This is a genomic window from Pseudoalteromonas sp. SR45-5 (assembly GCF_014163565.1).
GTDB classification, from domain to species: domain Bacteria; phylum Pseudomonadota; class Gammaproteobacteria; order Enterobacterales; family Alteromonadaceae; genus Pseudoalteromonas; species Pseudoalteromonas distincta.
This window is the reverse complement of record NZ_JACJDN010000013.1, coordinates 1-18,808: the sequence shown is the minus strand read 5'-3', so window position 1 is coordinate 18,808 and position 18,808 is coordinate 1. Positions and strand designations below refer to the sequence as shown.

13 protein-coding genes and 2 pseudogenes are annotated in these 18,808 nt (G+C 38.6%); 4 read left to right on the top strand and 11 right to left on the bottom strand.

Going from position 1 to position 18,808, the window contains the following annotated elements; all coding sequences use genetic code 11:
- Positions 1 to 232 (top strand): annotated as a pseudogene (locus tag H5072_RS01345) (IS481 family transposase); the annotation flags it as partial.
- Positions 233 to 242: 10 nt separating this feature from the next.
- Here H5072_RS01345 and H5072_RS21445 read toward each other — a convergent pair.
- A pseudogene (locus tag H5072_RS21445) lies at positions 243 to 1,690 on the bottom strand (cellulase family glycosylhydrolase).
- 379 nt (positions 1,691 to 2,069) lie between these two features.
- Positions 2,070 to 2,420 carry a hypothetical protein gene (locus H5072_RS01335; protein WP_182692446.1) on the bottom strand — a complete coding sequence of 117 codons (351 nt, stop codon included), beginning with the start codon at positions 2,418 to 2,420 and terminating at the stop codon, positions 2,070 to 2,072.
- A 185-nt stretch (positions 2,421 to 2,605) separates the two neighbouring features.
- On the opposite strand from H5072_RS01335, the gene H5072_RS01330 reads away from it, so the two are divergent.
- Positions 2,606 to 3,235 (top strand): hemolysin III family protein, encoded by a 630-nt coding sequence (locus tag H5072_RS01330; RefSeq protein ID WP_182692445.1) that lies wholly within the window; start codon positions 2,606 to 2,608, stop codon positions 3,233 to 3,235.
- A gap of 252 nt (positions 3,236 to 3,487) precedes the next feature.
- Here the strand turns inward: H5072_RS01330 and H5072_RS01325 are convergent, their stop codons facing one another.
- Together H5072_RS01325 and H5072_RS01320 are read right to left on the bottom strand one after the other, a co-directional pair.
- Positions 3,488 to 4,861, bottom strand: coding sequence for a hypothetical protein (locus tag H5072_RS01325; RefSeq protein ID WP_182692444.1), 1,374 nt, complete (start codon positions 4,859 to 4,861; stop codon positions 3,488 to 3,490).
- A 316-nt stretch (positions 4,862 to 5,177) separates the two neighbouring features.
- Positions 5,178 to 6,683, bottom strand: coding sequence for a hypothetical protein (locus H5072_RS01320; RefSeq protein ID WP_182692443.1), 1,506 nt, complete (start codon positions 6,681 to 6,683; stop codon positions 5,178 to 5,180).
- Between the two features lie 151 nt (positions 6,684 to 6,834).
- Between H5072_RS01320 and H5072_RS01315 the strand changes: the two genes are divergently transcribed.
- On the top strand, positions 6,835 to 7,209 hold the full coding sequence (locus H5072_RS01315; RefSeq protein WP_182692442.1) for a hypothetical protein: 375 nt from the start codon (positions 6,835 to 6,837) through the stop codon (positions 7,207 to 7,209).
- Between the two features lie 186 nt (positions 7,210 to 7,395).
- Here H5072_RS01315 and H5072_RS01310 read toward each other — a convergent pair whose 3' ends face one another.
- From H5072_RS01310 to H5072_RS01295, 4 genes are all read right to left on the bottom strand, one after another.
- Positions 7,396 to 7,992: a tyrosine-type recombinase/integrase gene (locus tag H5072_RS01310; RefSeq protein ID WP_182692441.1), complete on the bottom strand. Its 597-nt coding sequence runs from the start codon at positions 7,990 to 7,992 to the stop codon at positions 7,396 to 7,398.
- A 167-nt stretch (positions 7,993 to 8,159) separates the two neighbouring features.
- A complete protein-coding gene (locus H5072_RS01305; RefSeq protein ID WP_182692440.1) occupies positions 8,160 to 10,661 on the bottom strand; it encodes a S8 family peptidase in 2,502 nt (833 codons plus the stop codon).
- 22 nt (positions 10,662 to 10,683) lie between these two features.
- Positions 10,684 to 11,667 carry an AAA family ATPase gene (locus tag H5072_RS01300; protein WP_182692439.1) on the bottom strand — a complete coding sequence of 328 codons (984 nt, stop codon included), beginning with the start codon at positions 11,665 to 11,667 and terminating at the stop codon, positions 10,684 to 10,686.
- A 919-nt stretch (positions 11,668 to 12,586) separates the two neighbouring features.
- A complete protein-coding gene (locus tag H5072_RS01295) occupies positions 12,587 to 14,083 on the bottom strand; it encodes a transcriptional regulator (RefSeq protein ID WP_182692438.1) in 1,497 nt (498 codons plus the stop codon).
- 1,261 nt (positions 14,084 to 15,344) lie between these two features.
- Between H5072_RS01295 and H5072_RS01290 the strand changes: the two genes are divergently transcribed.
- Positions 15,345 to 16,244 (top strand): SDR family oxidoreductase, encoded by a 900-nt coding sequence (locus H5072_RS01290; protein WP_165724068.1) that lies wholly within the window; start codon positions 15,345 to 15,347, stop codon positions 16,242 to 16,244.
- 270 nt (positions 16,245 to 16,514) lie between these two features.
- On the opposite strand, the gene H5072_RS01285 is transcribed toward H5072_RS01290, so the two are convergent.
- The 3 genes from H5072_RS01285 to H5072_RS01275 form a co-directional block, all read right to left on the bottom strand.
- On the bottom strand, positions 16,515 to 17,066 hold the full coding sequence (locus H5072_RS01285) for a hypothetical protein (protein WP_029753163.1): 552 nt from the start codon (positions 17,064 to 17,066) through the stop codon (positions 16,515 to 16,517).
- A gap of 554 nt (positions 17,067 to 17,620) precedes the next feature.
- Positions 17,621 to 17,932, bottom strand: coding sequence for an MGMT family protein (locus H5072_RS01280; protein ID WP_165724065.1), 312 nt, complete (start codon positions 17,930 to 17,932; stop codon positions 17,621 to 17,623).
- Positions 17,922 to 18,808 (bottom strand): LysR family transcriptional regulator (locus tag H5072_RS01275; RefSeq protein ID WP_220488479.1); only part of this gene is annotated, 887 nt, incomplete at its 5' end. The genes H5072_RS01280 and H5072_RS01275, both read right to left, overlap by 11 nt.

Sequence of the window (18,808 nt, the reverse complement as noted above, 5' to 3'; positions counted from 1 at the left end):
TAATTTGGATTTGGACGAACTCAAAAATGAAACGTTACCTGAGTGGCAGCATTACTACAATTGGCAACGCGCTCACGGCTCATTCAAAGGTAAAACTCCAATGGATGTTGTATGTGAACGGCTTGAAAAAACACCGCTTTGGGAAGACGTTCACGCTAACTACGAAACTGAAAATGAACGCATTCAGTTATCGAATTATCAGCGTGATCTTCAACTACGAAAAGTGAAATGATGTCTATGAATCACACACTTCCTGGAAGGCTATTTGTATACCAATTTGCGCTGTATGCATTGCCTTGATATTGCATTTTATCGTCGGTGTTATTGTGAGTAAACGGACCACCTGAGTAATCTTTGTTCACCCAATTAGGGTATGTATTAATACCATTACAATCGGTTGAACTCACAACACTGCATCCATTTGTATCAACACTTGTACCAGTGGGTGTATCTGGGCACTGATCAATATCATCATTCACACCATCGTTATCCACATCGCTTTGTGGTTCAACTACTTCAACAACGCAACCTACATTATTAATAGTTTCACCTGCAGGTGTATTAGGGCATTGATCAACACTATCGCTAATACCATCACCATCGCTGTCAATTACTGCACAACCAATACTATCAACCGTTGTACCTGCGGGAGTGTTATCGCACTGATCGTTACTATCACTTATACCATCGCCATCAGAGTCTAAAGCAACCGTACTACCACCCCAACCTTTAATGATCTCTTTAACTTTAGTGCCTGAAGCGGTTAGTGAATTCCAACTACCGCCTGGAGTAAATAACGATGCACCTTCGTTTTTATCGTTTAAAGCCCAGTTAGCGTGGCTAATATTGTTTGTTTTAAAAAATGCCATCCATGCATCGGTTTCATTAATATTAACACCACCATTGCCATCAGCATTAACTGTACCCCCTCTGTGGCGAATAGTGCAATGCCGTTATCGAGTGCAGTTTGTGCTTTATTTCGATACGATTGACCATGCGTGCCAGCATAAAAATGCAGAGTGTAAGCAATATTGGCGCGATCTATCGGGTTTTGTGATGCCACATCCACATCTTGTGACCACGTAGGCGTACCAACCACAATTAAGTTATCAGGGTCGATTGCTCTAATTTTATCAATAACTGTTTCTGCGTAAGGCTTAATATCGTTAACCCACGAAATTTGTAACGGCTCATTATAAATTTCATAAATAACATTGTCGTACTGCCCATATTTGGTCGCTACGTTTTCAAAAAAGCGAATTGCAGTTGCTTGATCGGTATGTGCTTCATGGCTATGAAAATCAATAATAACGTACATATCTTCGCTAATAGCTGCGTTTACAACAGTATCAAGACGGCTCATATTGCCCTCCCAATCAAAGTTCAAACTACCACCGGTACTCGTACCATGGCCAATAGCTGCACGAATTAATGTTGCATTAAATTCAGTTTTTGCCTTTGCTACTGTTTCTGCTGTGTAAAATTTTTCAGCGCCCCACCCCGTATTACTCCAAAATAGGCTAGGTCCTGCAAAGCTTGTGTTTTCTCCACCCGCAAGAATTTGGTTCCCACTCACCGTTAACTTCTCAACAGCGGCATTGGCCATCGTTGAGCACCCTAATAATAAAGCTAACGATAAGCTCGCCACTTTAAAATCCTTTCTTTTATGATTATTTGAACTGTTATTCATCGTATTTCCTTAAATTGAAATTATCAGTCATCATTGCTTGATGTAATAAATTGACACAAAACCAATACTTAACAGTTAAACAAAGTTAATTTGGCGAGCAAAAAGTATCATTTATTAACATTAAACGAATAAAAAGGAACAAGGAGAAGGGTTTTAATTAACTAAGTATCAACAAGTGAGCAATTTAACGAGGTTTGAGGATTTTACTGGGTATATACAGGTATTTACACGATGTTTACATGGTGCAGGCAAAAATCTCGGTTACAAAAAATATGTATAAAAATGGAAAAAGCGGTAATAATTATTACCGCCATCAATAATAGCTAAATATCAGAGTAAATATTAATAAGCCAACCAAACCGAGTTCTGATTAACTGGCTTATTTTTTAGTAGGCAGCGCTTTTCTGCCCAAACGATATGCATCCAGCATACTCAGCACCCAAATTATAATCATTAAAGGTACATACTTATATTCAGCGAGTTGAGCGCAGGCGTCAGAAGGTTGTTGCGCGGCTTTTAAAATGGCCGTAACCGACATGGGTATTTTTCCGTTTACAATTTCATTTGCAGTACACTGTGCAATCGCAAATATATCTTGAAAGGTTAAAATTAAAAGAACAGAGAATACACCCGCAAAAATAGCGCCTATAAGGTGTTTTTTTAAAGAAAAATGCCCCGCTCCAGGATAAACAATGGCGGTAAGTAAAGCAGCTTTTAGATCTTGTTTCATGGTTATTTCAGCTCGTAATATGTATTACACTAGACACCAACATAGTGAATTAATTCTCTTTAAAATCAAGTAAAAGCTAAAGTAGCGTATCAAATAAAGTTATTTAGAATTACTCACAGCTAAGATTGAAACTTTCAGCGTACAGTTGTACACTGAAATTAATTCCAATAGTGGTAGGAACAGTTATGTCGTTAGAAGCGCCTTATTCCCGTAAAGAAGAGAAATTAAACGTAATCAGCCATGCACTCGGTATTATATTTGCCGCGTGTGTTATGTGGGATTTATTTAGCCAAGCCACCAGCACTAAAGCGTATGTTAGTACTGCAATTTATGGCAGCAGCTTATTTGTGCTGTTTTTGTCATCCACTTTGTACCACGCGAGTATTCAACCGCGCTTAAGAGCCTTTTATAAAAAGTGCGATCACTGCGCCATATACTTATTAATTGCTGGCACCTACACTCCCTTTTTATTAATCTCATTAACCGGTGCTTGGTCATGGGCAACACTTACATTTATTTGGAGTGTTGCACTGGCGGGCGTTGCGTACAAAGTATTTGTAAAAAACGGTAATAAAAAAATATCACTCGCCACCTACTTACTCATGGGCTGGTTTGCACTGGCTATTGTATATCCGCTTTATTCAAGTGTTGATGTAAAAGCACTTTACTGGCTACTTGCCGGCGGTATTTTTTATAGTTTAGGTACATTATTTTACAGCGCTAAAAGCACCCAATTTAGCCACGCTATCTGGCACTTATTTGTTATTGCTGGGTGTGTTTGTCATTATATTTCAATTAGTAATTATGTTTATTGAGCTGGTATAGCCAATTAATATGGTCTGGTTTGAGCGAGAAGCAGACGGTCAGATAAACTCGTTTTTGGACAAAAACACGTTAGAGTATCTGGTCTATCCCGAGTGACTTAGATGAGAAAAAGTATCTCAACTTTTGACATTGGAAGTTATGGCTGTCCAATCTTTTGTTAGTAATTCAACGCCGTATAATACCTATCATTGAGGCCTAGGAATCCATTCAACAATTTGACAAAGCAAGTTAATCAGTGCACATCAATTTAAGATTTCGGTATGGATCAACTCTGCACAAACAGGCTCCTTACCTGCTTGTAAGATCCAAATAGGCCCAGAAAACGCCAATGTATTTAACACGATTTTGTGGAATAAGTTTAAGCAGGACGATACTTTCTCACGTTCCAGTCTTTCTTTAGCCAAATTATCTTCTCGGACCTTAGGATGAGCACTTTCATTACGAAGCTCTTGCCACAACTTCTTATCTGCACTTGTTATTACATCCTGTTCAATTAAGTAATCTAGAGCTTTAGCTGCTGTAATATTCTTCCAGTAACTCACGCTACCCAGAATTCGACTGCGTTGGTCATCGGTTAGCTCAAGCGTTTTAATCTGTCGCTTGACCTTCTTTATCTCAGCTTCCAACTCTAAGTTATTTTGTTTTACCTTGATAGCAGGGATACAGATATCATTTAACAGCCCTTCGATAGCGACCGATAGGGTTAGAATCATAATGCTATTCTTTGATTGAAATGAATACCACACCCTCTCCCATTGAGAATACATACTCTCAAATTGCCTAGGGTTCTTCTTGCGCAGACTGATTATATTGTCTAGTAACTTGTAGTGGTAAACAGAGTCTCTGTACTTTTTATCACCAATACTTCCGACCATTGGGCTAGATGCCAGCTGGAGCTTTTGTTTGTTAACTATACTGGAAATGATCTCTTGTTTGTTTTCACCCATGCGCTTCAGCATATAAACAAACTGAGGCATAGATGCGCTAGAAAACCCAATATAAAACTTCAAACATTGCAAGAGTTCGTCAGGGTCAAAACATCCCGTTACACGCACTTCTGTGTAGTTTAGTTTTTTGACCATAGATATTGAATAACCATCCATTTCCAGTACTGTCTGATCCCGGCTGAGTGACTCAAGACCAAGGCTAGAAACCACTGAATTAGCCTTGTTAGCAGGGATGTTGAAATGCTCTGCAAATTCAAAGTAAAGGTAATTACCATCTTTTGATTGATGCGGCTCAGCGGTAGAACAGCAATTAACCGACGATAAGAAGATGTAGTGATGGACTGGTGGGTTCGATGAGTTCATATTGATTTGGATAGAGAAACCGTCAGACACATACACGTCGCCGCTTATTGTTTTAGCGCGGAGATACAACTGGTGCTCTTTGTTTAACGGGTCTTTAGGTAGTCTTTCACTAAACAACTTATGAGGTACATTCTCACTAGTGGTGCAAATGAACTCCATGTAGATTGTCCCAGCATTGTTAACCTTAATAGTGCCGTGGCCCGACATTTTGAGCCCATCATCAATTATTTGAAACACTTCGACCTGAACGCAATGCAGAACCAACTCACCAGTACGAAGATGTTCGATTTTCTTACCTATTGTCATACCAACACCACCATTAAATTTACGGGTATTATCGCACTAAATGCAAACAATGATAAGTATTTGAATTACTTTACATAATTTTCCGACTTCAAATAGATGTTCCCCCGATTCAGTAGACACATTTCATGCATAAACAAAATTTGGTCAAATGACGAGTTAATTAAATGAGGAGAAATGTTTGTTCTAACCAATAAAGGGGCATTTTCAATTTAGAAATGACAACCTACCTGTTAGGATGCTGACACTTATGACTCTTTTTAATACGTTAAATTATAAGACGTTGAGGAGCGTCTGTTTGAAATCGGTAACTTAGTTGTTATACCCTCGGGGGCAGCGATTGGAGAACATACTGGTAAATTAGCCCTACTTTTGAATAACCCTTTTCCTTAAGACAACTCATCATTAAGTCAAACTCTAGCTTTTCAATATCCGAGCTAATCTGATTCAAATTGTTTCCCCTAATGTAGTCCAAAACTCTTCTTATGTTCGGATTCTGCTGCATCGACTTAATCACTGCCTTTGGTGTTGGAGGCATGTTAGGTAAAACCGACGCTTTTAAACCTTCAGGACTACGTGCTTTAGCTATAGCATATTCACTGCGTTTTCGCAGGTAGAATGAATACAACTCAGGGACGCTGGCAAAGTCAGGGGATCCGATCCTCAAAGCCTCTTCAATGGATTGAGGGTTCTGTTCTGCCAGCTTCTTGACTGCTGCAGAGATAGACGTGTCGCGTTTCCCGCTCTTGGTGCCATCACTTTCTATCTTAAGTTGGTTGAGGGCATCCGCGGCAAGGGCATTTGCCACGGCATTAATGCATAGTTTCATGTCTTGGTATGCGATAGGGTCTGTTCCTTCGGACACCCAACTCCCATTTATCTCTCGCAATGGACTTGGCAATGGTATCCTCATGCATAAAGCGGCCACCAGTTTATACTGTTGTGCAGTGGCAGCAATTTGAAGGCCAGACGGATTCTTTTCATTGGCTTCCAACTTGGCAAATGAGTTCTGGGCGAACGGGCCAGTAATCTTGTCTTGTAAGTACTTGTTTAACTCAGAGAAGTGTGTGATTGATGCAATCTGATTGTACTTCAATATCTTCAGGCTTGGAGGGTCTGTATCTTCCGAACGATGCTTCAGGAAATGAGTAATCCAATCAGAGTCTGCGTGTTGAATTAATTTTTCAATGCAAACATCTAGGCATTTTATAAGCCTTCGAATATTTTCTGGCTGTTGGAATAACATGTTTGCATAAAGCTCTGAGAGGTACCCTGCGTATTCTTCACTAAAAGAAAAGTCTTTTCGAGGGTAATAGACTCTGAGGTCTGTTGACCAGGCATCATTCTCTAAGGCCAACTGGCGAATGAAGCTAGGACTAGCTTTATGCAAGTGAGCAAATAAATAAATGCACCTTAGCATATCGTCATGGTGTGGCTTGTCAGCGTCAGCCTCTTTGCTCTTCTTTATATACACCTGCTTCCAGCCTTGATTCTTTTCGGTTCTGCCCAGAATCGGATTTAAATACCTATTTAGTGCTGATTCATTGAAGTTTTTCCAAAAGCCAATTCCAGATTCTCGATTTTCCAAGCAACGTAGCTCTTCCTGCAAACCGGCGAAAGTCAATGCCGCGCCAGTAGCTGAGGACTTTAGGAAGTCATAGTCTGATAGTTGCTCAAAAAACTCAAGCGGCTGTTTACGTAGGTGAACCTCATACGGGAGAAGATAACATTCTCCGTTATCTATAGGTATGTAGTTCCCAGCATGTCTTCTACGGAGAGAATCCTTGTTTGTAATCTCCAGCTTTTCCTTGCTTGTTTTTTTCATAAATATCCCGCTTATTAATTTTTTCGGCTTTTTGGCGACTGATCTTGAAGTAATCTAACCATGTCGATTGAGAGCACTATTTCGTATCACCTTAACCGCTCCTCAATATGACAACTTAATGAAATTATAAAACAATACAAGGAAACAGGATATGACTAAAGAAAAAAACAAAGTTCAAAAAGTTATCGAGAAAGCTGCCGATAAAGCGACAGATAGTATCGAAGCTATTATGTCAGCAACTACCAAAGCTGGCAGCGTTGTGAATCGTGTCGCTGCGCTGGATAAAGCAGGTGTAGATCATGAAGTTACAGCCCTTCTGATGACAAAAAATTCTGCGAGAGGAAACAAGTACGAAAAAGAGGAAATTCCAACGCTTGTGAAACTCTACGAAGACTGTAAAACCCGGGTACCAATAAGTGCGAAGTCGGCTAGGGCAATTGTAAAAGATCAGGAAAAAAACGGTAGTCAACAAAAACAGGAAGAGGAGAAAATAGTCGGTAACGCCTCGCCATCGCTTTCAGTGTAAGATGCTCTTGAAAGAGTGAAACAAGTTGAGGGAAATCGATAAGGCGCCACTGATTCCTTTTTCGCTTATTCCTTAATTTTCTCAACGACTACATCAGGCCGCGAACTTTGATCAGCCTGAGAAAGAACGTGGCTTTTCTAAGAAGGAATGGGGCAAAGGCAGCATAAGAACACTGCCTGCGCTAAATCAACAATCGGTTTCTCTCGATATTTTAATGGCGTCTTCAATCTCTATTCCCAAATATCTGATGGTGTTATCAATTTTTGTATGACCAAGTAGTAACTGAATGGCACGTATATTTTTGGTTCGAGCATAAACCAAAGTCGCTTTGGTTCTTCGCATTGAGTGAGTTCCATAAAGGTCAGAATCAAGTCCTAATTGCTCAGCCCAGCTCCTGATGATAGACCTGTAATATGAATAGCTTATTGGTTGATTAGAGCGACGTATACTCCGAAACAAATAATCACTGGGTTGCAATTTAACTTCTTGAATCCAATGGATAATACTTTGTTGTGTTCTCGGAGTTATCTCAAATTGAACTTCGATCCCAGTTTTCTTCTGCGTTAATTGAACCCTTTCAAATACTTGATCGAGAGTAGTGACGTCTCGAACTTTTAAAGAGAGTAAGTCACATGATCTTAGCTTGCTATCTATAGCCAAATTAAGTAAAGCTAATTGCATCAAGTTGTTTTGAATTTCAATTCGAGTGCGAATACGCCAAATCTCTTCAAGCTTGAAAGGACGTTTCACACCAGTAGCATTGAGATTTAGTTCTGGTTTCATAGTGACCTCCTATTTAAAAGTCACTATGAGGATAGTGGATGTATTACTGATTAGGATTTGGACATAAATGAGCTAGTAACATGGATTAATTAAACGAATTTTAGATCAAAATTTATATTGAAACGGCGAAATAATGGTCAGTTTTTATTGACCATATTTGGCGTTAACTAATTTTCTACAGTTACCACATTTTCAATAACAGCCCTATTCCTGATTTCAGTTTCCACCGGTGTATATAAATCTACATCGATTGATGGTGTTTCAATCGACACAATCAATGAATAGCGAGCTTTTTTATTATATCGTTCCAACTTTTTACGAGTTCGCCACCAACCCATTGCAGGATAAACAGCTAACAAGCCTCGTTCAGCTAAATCAGCCGCAGTACCTTCCCAAATGTCTTTATGAATAGACCCTTTATTACGAAAATCACCCAATAGCCAGTTAGGATCTGGTGGAGGAGTTGACGAACCTTCTTCTTCAGCTCTAGCTGCCCGACTTAAGCGTTTCAAAAATTCAGATTTTGACTCTGTCGGACGTTTTATATCAAAACGCAGTTGATGGCTTGGATAACGATATTTGCTTGATATGTTACGGCTAGATGGATTAGGTTCAATAAAGTAAGACAGAGTGATAGTCATTTTTACTGAAACATCACCTAATTCCAAAAGCTGTTCTTTCGGCCAAGGGATATCATGAACATGCATATCTTTAGTCGATGGTTCTTTCCCTTTAATTCTTTCAAACGGTTGTAGCTCATCCTCAACAATCATTACTAACGAGTTATTTGCACTCCACAACGCTTTTCTGAGATTTGGAACACCGTAACCAACACATCTGGCTAAATGATGAGCTCGTTGCCGTGCTGTTTTCCCAGGATAGGAGAATTGACTGAGCATGCTTTCAGTCCAGTTCGCTGAATGAACGATTAAAGCTCTTACCGTTTCTGGCCATAGATTAGGATATGATGCACTTATCTCTGCGGCAAATTTTGCAGCTAACGCGGTTGCAGCACTAGTTGCATTAAATGTTGAAAATGGTCGTGTATTAAAATCATGATGAGTCGTCAAAAGCTGCAGACTTAACATAGAAGCCGCTGAGTAATCATCAACTCCCATATTTCCACCTTCAAAAACGACCTCTGGTTTAATAGGCATTGAGTTCATCCAGGTCACAGATGTGGTACTATACGGACTCAAACCACCATTGGGAGCAAGCGGAGTATAATTTTCTCCACCATCATCTGTTATCTGTGTTTTATTAGTGCATGCACCAACAGTCAAAACATTCCATGACTGACCAGGGTCATGGATATCTTGTAACTCATTGTATTGAGGGTATTCTTTTAATTGGGTTAAATTTCCTTCAGTATTGCCAGCACAAACAACAAAAAACCGTGGATATAAATTCTCTCCGCTATAGTCAACTGCCAGTGCATCTAATTCTGAGGACCATGCTGATGGTTTACCTCGATCTTTTGAATCTTTTGCAGATAGAGCAAGTGTATAAATTCGTTTTCTATCAAAATTTTCGATCTCAGATAACGAAATACCAGAAGCAGTCACTTGCCCAAGGTGTTTATCTCTGTTATCGCCGGGATAACGTAAAAGCTTAATAGATTCTAATTTGTGATTGATATTTATTCGGTCAGACGTCTCAAAAGCAGATGTCAAATCCCCCCAGATAGAAAGCCCTGCCATTGCAGTTCCATGACCATTTTCATCAGCATTATCCCAAGTAGGATCAACAACAAACATATCATTAGGATTACCAATGGCAGATAAAAGAGGGTGACCAACATTTACACCAGTATCTAATATAGAAATATATGGGACGGTATCATGATCAAAATTGTATTCAATTCTTTCAATTAGTTCCTCAACCCATTGACGCTGATCTTCTATATTCAGAGAATCAAAAAATTCAGCTGTTGTTTTTGATTTGCGTATTTCAGAGATCTTACTTAGAAGGGCAGCTGAACTTGCTAACTGATCTAAAGATGCCCTAACAAGTAATACCGTCCTTTCCGGAAATTCAAGTGTACTATCTGATACGATTATTTCATGAATACCACAAAGCTTTTTAAAATCATTAATTACCGCAACCCGATCATCACCCACAGGTAACCATATTTCAAACCAATCAATTACCTGATTGGAAGTAGGAAATAGATCTGGATTATCTGTCCAGAGATTTTCTATAACAGTATTACGAATAGTGGAAATTGAGTTCAAAAGAACCGCGTGCTTAGGACCTGATTTATTGTCTTTACTTGAATTTAAGTATTCTGAAATTTTTTTCTCTAAAACCCCAAACTTCCCCAGCGGTACCAACACGTTTGCCACATAGATGCCGTCTTCCTTTTGAACTACGCTCAGTAGCTCTATTCCGCTTCGAACATCAGCTAATTTTTCAAATGTGATTTCAATACCAGGGAAACTTTCAAATGACAGTTGAACTCCTACAGGAGTATCTAACTCAATATTATCAATTTCTTCACTGATAGCTTCTTCGGCAACTTTTGCTAATGTTAACTGAGATGAAAGATTAGTACCGTGAGCAGCTCGGTCTCTTTTTGGTATGGTAGGCGATATTATGACTTTTCTTGGATAGGTATATTTCTGTGCTTTCCCGTTTTTTCCTACAAATAAATGTTTTTTTCCTTCCATTATTCCTATCCATTATATAAATTTAAAACAAATCTTTTCTCATGTTCTTTCGATCTAAGATAGCATCTTTAACAGTGGCTAACGTGATTCGCACCGTTCCATTTATCAGCATATCTTTGATTGATTCATCCGCAGCTCGAGTGATCTCTGCACTACTCAATTCTTTAGCTATTTCTGGCAATTTTTTCCATGGAAAGCTCTTTGCTACATATGGCTTAAGCCTGTTTTTAAACAAAGTTATGATTTCGTCATCTCCTGGCAATTCGTACCGGATAACATCGTCAAATCTTCTAAATAACGCATTATCCAAGATTTCAATATGATTGGTAGCGCACACGATTAAACTATTAGACTCATCCTGTTCGATCATTTGAAGAAAGCTATTTAATATTCTGCGAGCTTCACCCACATCATTCTGAGAATTCCGTTGTGAGCCTAAAGCGTCGAATTCATCAAAAAAATACACACCTCGAACATTGCTAATTGCATCGAAAACTTGTCTTAACTTAGCAGAAGATTCACCCATAAACTTAGTTATCAACGCATCAAGCCTTACTTGAAATAGAGGATAGTCTAATTCTCCAGCCAAGATTGATGCAGTAAACGTTTTACCTGTTCCAGGGGGGCCAACCAGCAGCACTTTTCGACGAGGAGACAATCCATGAGTTTTTAATTTCGTCATGAATTTTTGCTCTCTGACCAATCGCTCAAGCCGCACTTTCAAATCGTCTTTTGCAATCAAGTCAACAAGCCTATTTTTCGGCTGAGATGCAAAAAGAAGTCCACTATCATCCTGAACGCCTTTTGCAATTGAAATTGGGGCATTTTTATCTGCGGAAGACTTCTTTTTAGCTACTGTAACAAGATCTCGCAGCTCCTGTGCAAGTTTGCCATGACCACTACGAGCTTCATGTGCTGCGACTTGCAAAGCAATAGACATAAATCGGTCGTCATCCTTTTCTAGATGCGACTGCAACAATGCTTTTAATTGCTCTGAACTGGCCATAGGACGTCTTCTTTAAAATAAAATTGATATAACACTTAACTGTTATAGTTTGACATAGTACCTTATAAACATCTATTCATTACGGTATTTTTCAAGATAGCTGTCAATAATCGGTTTATTACCGACCAATTAATTTGTCTAGATTCATATGCGTAAATGGAATCAAACCATATATTTTGACAAGCATTACTTCTTGTATGTCTAGATGAGCCGATTATCTGATTTCGTGTTTAATGCCGTAACACACTTTGGGGCAAAGAAATGTTTCAGTCCGAACAGGCTGACATAGCACGAAACAGTTTTAATAAGAGATGAGCTGAACTAAAGAGAAAAGATGAACCGAAGAATTAATTTAACTGGTGTAAATTAAAGTACATTGGGTTGAAGGCTGGGTGAACCAGATAACCCCATTGAAACAGCAATAACGGTAGCCTTGACCCAACGCAACACTTTAGTTTTCAGACTATTATTCATAGGCTTATTCCTCTTAGTTGGTGTTTTCAGAACTGTTGTTATATCCTTACGGATGGTTGTTGTTTCAGGAAGATTTGAACTTCCAAGTATACATGCCTCTAACTCTATGCTTATTTGCGATGGTGTTTCTACGCTATAGGCCAAGCAGATGCCGTTACCGCCTTCATGCCAATGTACTCTAACTAATCGAATGTACCACGGAAGCCTCTGAAAGTGAATGCAATTTAAATGTGTATTCGCTTTGTATTGAACGGTAGCTAGCGAAGTTCATTTCTGATGTTTATTAATAAATCCAAGTAGCCCAAAAAATTTGCCAGAGCCTAACCCTTTCTTTGAGCTAAAACATTTTGGGGCAGAAACGAGTTACGCTCTTATATTATCCATTCAGATAAGCTGAAGTATTCTAACTAACTTATTAACAACCCTCATAACTAGGTCAGAATAATCACCCTGGTAATCGCATTACTTTAATTGCTGCTCTACATTCATTGGTTATTTCATTTAGTTTTTCTATTTTTGAATTGAATTGGCAATACTCTGAAAGCCCATCTTTTATCACTCCAGAGATCAGTTTTTTGTACCATCTAACTTCTGAAAGTTGATATTTTTCAACAATCTGATTTACTAACACTTTCATATTAAGCATGTACATACTTGAAAGCATGTTCTTAAGTAGGTTCGTTTTCTCGAAAAAATGATAGATGAAATCAATGTAATCTTGTTCTTGATCTTTCTTTTTATATGAAGTCAATTCTCCGATATTTTCTTCAAGTAATTTTTGAAAAATCTCAAAATAGCAATGTTGTTTGTAGAACTCATATAAAGCGAAAATCTCTGCTATTTGTTCTTTAGAAAGAGTTGTTGAAAGATCTTTAATCGCATCACGTTTTATGGTCATTTCTTTCATCATGTCTTCACCAGAAAACGAACTAAAGTCAAATACAGACCAAGTTGGTTCTTTTGTGTGCTGTTCACGATACTCATCTATTGAATATACTTTGTCTAATTGATCTAACAAAGTACATATCGAATCAAAATCTAAATAATCAGGGAGATTATCATTACCAATAACATTATTAATCGCTTTGTTTTTGCTAACAATCTTTACTACCTTACTGTACTCATTACTGCCAATGCTATATGTACTTTGGGTGCTTTCTTTTGCTGCAATGGGATATGGTGTTCCACAATCTATAAAGCTAGCAAAGTGGTGAGCACATTGAATTAAGTCGTAGTGGGAAAGGTTTTTAGTAGTTGTTGCCCAGCTATACTCGTATTTCATTTGTTCACTTGTATCTTCTAAATACCGAAGAATTTCAATTAGGTTAGTAAATCTCACCTTTAGGATTTTAATATTGATTATAGGTGTATCTACTAGGTGAACTTGGCTGGTGTTGCAGGCAGGATATCGAAAAGTTTGTCCTATCGGGTCAATAGCTGCAATGTCACTTATAAATGGTGTTAGTAGCTCAATGAATTTTACAAATCGACGATCTATTAATGGTGCGTATTCTTCAATAAGAGCCCAAATTTTCGACAAATCATGAGTAGAGGCTTCTTCAATAGCAGGGAATGGTTCTAGTTTTCCTCGTTTGCTTGGATCTAACCTGATTTTTTCATCTCGATGATCTGTTAAAACAACTTGGCGATACACAGAGAGGTCTTCGAGATCTTTCCAAACTTTCTTTAGCTGCAATTCGACCGCATGACGCATATTGAAGCAGATAGGGTAAATCAGGTAATCGAGGCTTAGGTATACTTCTTGGCTTTCTATTGCTACATCAATCAATTTCAACGTTGCACTTGAGAATCCATTCACGTAGTCGATATTTGATCGTGGTTCACCTTCAGCAGTACCACTACCATTGTGACCAACTGTAGCGTTGAATTGGCAATTCAATCCACCTGAAAATGTATCGTTTTCTTTTCTTTCAATAGCCATAATCAGTCGACCACTACATATGAATAGTATTTGAATTGATGAGTCAATGGACTATGAATTCCCCATTTTAACCATGTAAAACTAGTCAAGCTACACCTCGGTTTTATTTGTTTTTGGATATAATATCAAACTAATGTCATTTAAATACCAATCACTTATCATATCTAAAATTTAAGGAAAAATTATTAAAATATTTTAATGGTCATTTATTTTACTAAATAGAAAAGGGGCAGAAACGAGTTACGCGTGAATGACCGCTATTGGCACTCTCCAGCCACTCGACAACATAAAGTATTAATAATAATTGATAAGGTATTTTACTTTGTCAGATGGCGCTTCGCTTATCCGACCTACACTGGCACTGAGCCGAACTTTGGCACACAGCCATGAGTAGCCTCTCAAAAACTGTAATGTAAGAAATCAAGATTCTTCCTTTTTTAATTGATTTATCTTCAACCTAGGCTCTGCGGTGTTCGTAAGACCTACCTGTAAAGTGGTCTTCGCCTCATAAAAAAAGCACGGTGCACGCACAGTGATAAAAAGTAATAATATTTTGTATTAAACAAACTTACTTGACGTTTTACTGCAATTACCCTGAAACTCCAGTTTGTTTTTTAAACTAAAGAAAAGCTGACGTCGAAAAGTGCAAAATTTAATTCGAGTGCCACGCTTACTTGCGATAGGTGAAAATTTTATATTTGGCTTCTATAATTTTTCGGGGGGATTAGCATATCACTTAACGACACACTTTAACGTGCTGCTATTTTCTGGCTTAATTATAAGCCCATCAGTGTAGCCATAAACGTACCTTCCCAACTTGATTGGCTAAATGAACGGTGTGTAATATTTTCGGTACTAATATCCACTTTTTACCCGTCATCCGCACTTATATTTTCTCCAGTTTAAATATAAACACTTTAAAATAAGTAACATAGCTTAATATTTAAAAAGCACCTCTGTGGCATATCTATTGCTTTTTATAAAGAAGGCGGTGTACGTAAATGGCTAAAAATGTCAATTTTAAAGGAGAGACAGAGTGGGAGCATTACAAGCTAACTATAATATTGCTATTCGTGCTAAATCAGTTAGTCGCTCTTTAGCTTCGACATTTTACAACCAGACACGCCTCTTATGTTTTTTACATCACCCAATTCATGCTAAGCAAAGAGAAGTAACAGCATTGCTGTGCTGTCTGAGATTACGCTTTTTGTGATTACATGCAATTAATCGAACTTAAACTTTACGTTGAGGAGACTTTGATATGCCAACTAATCAATTTACTATGCAAGATCCTAGAAGCCAATATCAGATGGGACGTACCGAAAAAGACAGTAATCAACCGGACCCAGGGCTAGATGAAATTTTAAAACCTAAAGCAGATCATGGCGAAGACTCCTATGAGGGCCACGACAGGTTAAAAGGCCGTAAAGCTTTGATCACAGGCGGCGACTCTGGGATTGGAAGAGCCGTAGCCATCGCATTTGCAAGAGAAGGTGCGGAAGTTGTTATTAATTACTTACCCAGCGAAGAAACCGATGCGAAAGAAACACTCGATATACTAAAAGCCAGCGGTAACAAGGCTTGGGGTATTGCAGGTGACATATCTGATGAAGATTTCTGTAACAGCCTTGTCGCTCAAAGCGTTGAATACTTGGGGTCAATTGACATACTAGTTAATAATGCTGGTAAGCAACAATTTGTCGCCGAGTTAGAAGATTTATCTACCGAGCAATTTTGCCAAACATATGCAACAAACGTATTTGCTATGTTTTGGATAACAAAGGCCGCAGTAAAGCATATGCCACCCGGGGCAAGTATTATTAACACAACCTCTATCCAATGTTACCAGCCTTCTGCTGGACTTCTTGATTACGCATCAACTAAAGGCGCAATTACTAGCTTTACTAAAAGTTTAGCAAAAATGGTAATAGATAAAGGCATTCGGGTTAATGGTGTTGCTCCAGGGCCAATTTGGACTCCGCTACAACAAAGTGGCGGCCAACCGGCGAAAAAACTTCCCGAATTTGGTGATAACGTGCCACTAGGTAGACCAGGCCAACCTGCCGAGCTAGCCCCAACATATGTATACTTAGCTTCGCAAGAGTCAAGTTACATTACCGCTGAAATAATGGGCGTGACAGGTGGGCAACATCTACCTTAATCATCAACAGATGATTGTTAAACAACATAATAGCGGCGAGTATACGCCGCTTTTATTACCTACTCTTTTTGCATCACATCTAAACAAAATCCACTAAGTATTCGTGAAACCGTGGTTATAAACACCCTAAAAGCCTGAGTTACCCACTGCACTATTTGACTTAGTACGAGGTTGAGTGAGCCTATTTAAGCTCGCATAAACAAACTGCTTAAACAACTAGAGCTGCTTAAGCAGTCAACTTAGGCTTTATATCTATTTATCAAACTGGTTTTATGCGTTGTCTTTTTTAGCACGTATACCGCGAATGAACTCTTCTAAATAAGGCATAAACTCTAGCACGAGTGATATGAATAGCACTGTTATCAAGTAAGTTATTGGTATAGGTGACTCTTTTAATTGGAGCGTAAATTCAGGAGGAAAGCCCCCAGGAGTAAATAATGCTGTAAATTGCTCCCAGTGCCGCGCAATAATTAATACTAAAGCCAACAGCGGTATCATTTCTAAAAAGCTATGTATATGCTGCTCTATTGGCCCCACTCTACGTTTACTTACCGCGTAAGTTACATCCCACATTGCTGTAAGTTCATGAATAAAAAACAACAAGATACTGATAGCAATAATCAAGCTATTAACTTCAAAAATTAAAACAAGAATTAACGGTATACCCACTTCGGCAAACATTAATAGATGAATAAACGACTCTTTTGCACCACTTGTTGTAGAAATATTACTACGTCGATGACAAAACCAATCCGCAATGCCAGCTACAAGCCAAATAGGGATCACAAAGTACATTAAAATAACTAAAGTAGGGTCAGTCATATTTGGTTAGTCCTTAAAATCAAGTTTTTAAAAATTGTCACACTCAAAACTAAATATATACGCTTGGTCATTTCGATAATTAATAACGTACCGATAAGCATAAACCGTGTTCTTCAAACACGTTCTTAGCCACTTTTATTATAGCTTTAAGAATTTTTTTACTTAGCTGTATATGAGATACCTTTTGAAGCGAGCTCTTGAACCACCACGGGTATGCTCATTATTTTCTCCGACAGATTGTTACTTCAAGTGGTATGCCAAACTTTTATTTTTAGTGGATTGCATGAAAACGCAGGTATAAGTAGGTGTGGAAGAGTTTTAGGCTCATCTCTTTGTATTTTTGATGGCTAGAAAGTAGAAAATATGCCCCTTTTTTGTAACTTTTTCATTTATCGATAATTTCGGTTAGTAAGGGGCTTGTATTGAAGATAAAACTAAATGCTCAAATATCAGGTTATTTATATGTATTGCTAAACTTCATAAATAAAAAAGTGGTCAACATGCTTGGTTTGGTAACAGTGCTTAAATACTATTATTAAGCCATTCCTTGTCTTCTACTGCCACCGGCACTCGCGCATATTCACTTTGTCGTTTTTAAACAGTACGCCTTCTGATAATAGCTTTTCGCGCTGTTCTTGATATTTTTCGCTACCTTCAAGGAATGATATTTTACCTTGGCTATTCACTACCCTGTGCCAGGGTATAACCGAGTCGTTTGGCATCATTTTTAATAAGCGCCCAACCAACCGTGAGTTTTGCGGGTAGCCCGCAAGAGCTGCAACTTGCCCGTAGCTTGCTACTTTACCTATTGGTATGCCTGCGATAACAGTATAAATAAGTGTTTCTTTATCAATATCAGCGTTTATTTAAATACGCCTCACTAAGTACTTTAAATTGCTCCCAAATAGTACGCGCTACAGGGCCGTGGTGCACTGCATGTTGTCTAAAGGCTCTAATTTGTGCGCTAAATTTATGCTCTCGGTCAGTTATGTGTATTTCTTGAAGTAAGCCTGCTTTTATTTCAGGAGCGCAGTGTTCTAGGCTCATCATTGCCCAACCTGCGCCTGAAAGTAAAAACGATTTTAAGGTCGATACATCATCAATTTTCATCATGGCGGAGCCTTTTGAGTAAGATAGTCTGTCACTGTCGATACTCAAATCACTTTCAAACATGGCTAAACACGGATACGTTTGTAGTTCACTATAGGTTAGCTTTTGGGGAAGTACGCCTTTAGCGCTGACAATGCCAATATCGAGCCTGCCTATAGGTACGCTTTCTAAATCGCCTGTCGCATGAAATAAATCAAACCACGGACCAATGCCTAATTCGGCTTGCCCACTATTTACTTGCTCTAACGAAATAAAGCGCTTCCCGCTTGTTAAGCTAAATTCGGTGCTGGTAAACAATCTAAAAGTATTACTTATGATCTCGTTGTAACTCTGCGTATGGCAAAGTTGTTCGTAACAAATTCTAAATTGGGGTTCATTACCGAGTGCCAATTCTTTAGCAAGCTGCGCTAGCTCGTCGTTGGCATGCAGAAGTTGCTGCGCCTCGCGGTGGAAAATTCGCCCTTTTTCAGTAAGCTGTAATCGGTACTTACTTCTGTCTAGCAACTCAAAACCTATTTTTTCTTCTAGATTTTTAATAGCAAGTGTAAGCGCTGGCTGCGTTTTATGTAGCTTTAGTGCTGCCCCGCTTAAGCTTGCGCTTTGCACTATGGCATCTAAAATTATTAATTGAT